This is a genomic window from Dorea sp. OM07-5 (assembly GCF_003481355.1).
Lineage (GTDB): Bacteria > Bacillota > Clostridia > Lachnospirales > Lachnospiraceae > Dorea_D > Dorea_D hominis.
This window is the reverse complement of the sequence record NZ_QUKZ01000013.1, coordinates 1-3,092: the sequence shown is the minus strand read 5'-3', so window position 1 is coordinate 3,092 and position 3,092 is coordinate 1. Positions and strand designations below refer to the sequence as shown.

At 37.9% G+C, this 3,092-nt stretch carries 3 protein-coding genes; all 3 read left to right on the top strand.

Annotation, left to right across the window (positions count from 1 at the left end; all coding sequences use genetic code 11):
* Positions 1-273 precede the first annotated feature (273 nt).
* The 3 genes from DXC04_RS11735 (at position 274) to DXC04_RS11725 (ending at position 2,811) form a co-directional block, all read left to right on the top strand.
* Positions 274-633, top strand: coding sequence for a hypothetical protein (locus tag DXC04_RS11735; protein WP_158580495.1), 360 nt, complete (start codon positions 274-276; stop codon positions 631-633).
* A complete protein-coding gene (locus DXC04_RS11730; protein WP_118661088.1) occupies positions 596-1,405 on the top strand; it encodes a hypothetical protein in 810 nt (269 codons plus the stop codon). Before DXC04_RS11735 ends, DXC04_RS11730 begins: the two co-directional genes overlap by 38 nt.
* A gap of 434 nt (positions 1,406-1,839) precedes the next feature.
* Positions 1,840-2,811: a helix-turn-helix transcriptional regulator gene (locus DXC04_RS11725; protein WP_118661087.1), complete on the top strand. Its 972-nt coding sequence runs from the start codon at positions 1,840-1,842 to the stop codon at positions 2,809-2,811.
* Positions 2,812-3,092 lie beyond the last annotated feature (281 nt).

Genomic DNA, 3,092 nt, shown 5'->3' with positions numbered 1-3,092 from the left:
TGTAGCTTGTTATGGTGTAATGGGGTTTTGCTGTAGCTTGGTTGGGGCTTGTTGTGATGCGATGAGGTCTTGCTGTAGCTTGTTATGGTGCAATGGGGTTTTGCTGTAGCTTGGTTGGGGCTTGAGACACGCAGTGGTATCCCGGAGGTGAGAAAAAGAAGAAAAGGGATACGAGGTGGTATCCCCATAATAAGAAGAAAGGGAAAAGGGATACGCAGTGGTATCCCAGAGGTAAGAAAAGGAAGAAAAGGGATACGCAGTGGCATCCCAAAGGTGAGAAAAGGAAGAAAAGGGATACGCAGTGGTATCCCAGAGGTGAGAAAAAGAAGAAAAGGGATACGCAGTGGTATCCCGGAGGTGAGAAAAGGAAGAAAAGGGATACGCAGTGGTATCCCGAAGGTGAGAAAAGGAAGAAAAGGGATACGCAGTGGTATCTCAGAGATGAGAAAAAGAAGAAAAGGGATACGCAGTGGCATCCCGAAGATGAGAAAAGGAAGAAAGGGGATACGCAGTGGTATCCCGAAGGTGAGAAAAGGAAGAAAAGGGATACGCAGTGGTATCCCCACAATAAGAAGAAAGGGAAAAGGGACACGCTATGACAAATATAAAAGAAGAAGTACAGAAGAATATTAAAGAATTACAGCAGGTCAAGTTAGAATTAGAAGAAAAAATCAAGAATGAACCGGAAGGATCTCTTCGAATAAGCAGGTCGTCAGCAGGGAAACCTAGATATTATCATAAATATATGAATAAGGATAATGAAACAGTGGATTCTTTTACAGGCGATGAACAATTGGTACAGAAGCTGGCGGAAAAGTCATACTATCATAAGATGTTATCCTGTGTGGAAAAAGAATTACAAGCGTTGAAAAACTTTGAAAAACATTATTTTCCTGAAAAAAAGACGGATATTTACAGACAACTGTCACCTGAAAGAAAATCCTTTGTTGATGCAATTTATCTGCCAGAAGAATTACGTGCAGAACAATGGGAAAAGCAGCAGTGGAAAAAATATGACAAGTTCACTGATGGATTACGATTTGAGACAGACAGAGGAGAAATTGTTCGCTCAAAATCAGAAATCATTATTGCCAATATGCTGAACAAGAAAGCAGATAATCTAAGTTATCGTTATGAAGCAGAGTTGTATTTAAAGAAAGCAAATAGAATTGTACATCCGGATTTTACAATTCTGAATAAGAAAAGTGGAAAGATATATTACTGGGAACATATTGGAATGTTGGGAGACCAAATATATTCGAATGACTTTGTTAGAAAGGTAAATGATTATATAGAAGATGGGATTATATCCGGAAAACAGTTGATTCTTACTTATGAAACAAAGGACGAACCATTAAACATACAAGTGGTGAAAATACTGGTAGAAGAAATTGTGAAGAGTTGAACTCTTAAATGGTTATATACCAAAGAAATTATTGATCGGCGCAGAGTGATATATATGATATAATTCTTTTGGGTGAAAAATTGTAAAGGAAAGATTTATTTCAGTCGAGAAGACTCCCACATCTTTCAGGTGGTGAGTAATAACAAATTTGTCTCAGTGGGAGTCCAATCTCCGACTGAGATAAACGCTCCGCGAGGATGCGCAGTGATGCTGTACTGAATTTGTCAGCTTATGCTGACCAGAATCACGCGCCAAGCCTCGCGGCTGTTCGACTTGAATAGTTCCCTTTGATGTTAGACAAAAATCATACATGATATCAGTTGGAGAAATATATTGCAAATAAATAATAATGTGTCATAATATGTCGGAGTGATTGGTTATGATGATTATACTGAAATAACGGAATAGTTTGCAAAAGAATTGAGGTGTGTCAGGTGGAGAAAGAAATTAAATTAGATCGAGTGATGAAACTTTTTTTTCGAGCAATGAAGGGCGAATCACTGTCTGTTCAACAGTTGGCTTTTGAATATAATGTTTCAACTAGAAGCATTACAAGAGATATTAATTCACTAAAGGCTTTTCTTGCAGATCATGCAGATATTCTTGGATATGCAGAATTGGAATATTCAAGTACAAATCATTGTTATTCATTGAAAATGGATCATTTTCTATCCAATAAGGAATTACTTGCAATTACAAAAGTGTTGATAGGAAGCAGAGCATTTAGCAGCGAGGAGTTGCTTGGAATTATTCAAAAATTAAAGGTGAATACGACTTCTGCAGATAGAATAAAACTGGAACAACGGATTTGCAAAGAAATATATCAATATGATGAAGTTGGTTCGGACTGCCACAGTGTTATAGATAATCTCTGGAAAGTTACTGATTGTATAGAAAATAGAAATGTGATTACTATTACATATTACAAGATGAACCGGGATTTGGTTAAAAGAAAAATAAAACCAGTTTCCATTATGTTTAGCGAATATTATTTTTATTTAATAGGATATCGGTATGAAACAGATGTGTCTAATACGCCAATATATTTTCGAGTTGATCGAATTGTAGACATAATAGTTCACCGTGAAAAATACGTCCTGTTAAAAGAGCAGAATATAGATGAAGGAATGCTTAGAAGAAAAAGTCAATTTATGTGGCCTGGTCCAACACGAAAAATTCGATTTGAATTTTCCGGACCATCCGTGCAGGCGATTCTTGATCGGATACCTACTGCAAAAGTGACAGACAGGCAAGCTGACAAGTCCATAATTGAAGCGGAAGTATTTGGTTCTGGAATAAAAATGTTTTTGTTAAGTCAGGGAGCTTGGGTGAAAGTATTAGCGCCGGATGAATTTGTAGAAGAGATGAAGTTGGAAATTGAAAAAATGCAAGAAATGTATAAATAGTATCTGAGAAAAGGAGAAGGCAAGATTTGTTGCCTTCTTTTTGTGTTTGCGCGCCATGGGCGCGCTCTAACGGGTGCAAGTCCCGAACATGCCCAGATAGTGGGAAGTGTATAGCCGAACAGCAAGGGTGTCTATCGCGAGGTAGAATCTGAAGGAAGCTGTAAGCAAATCTCTGGTCCGACGAACAGAAATCGCATATAAGGCTAAGTTGATTGAACCGCCGTATACGGAATCGTACGTCAGACTGTCTAATGAATCCATTTTCATTATGATTGTTCAGG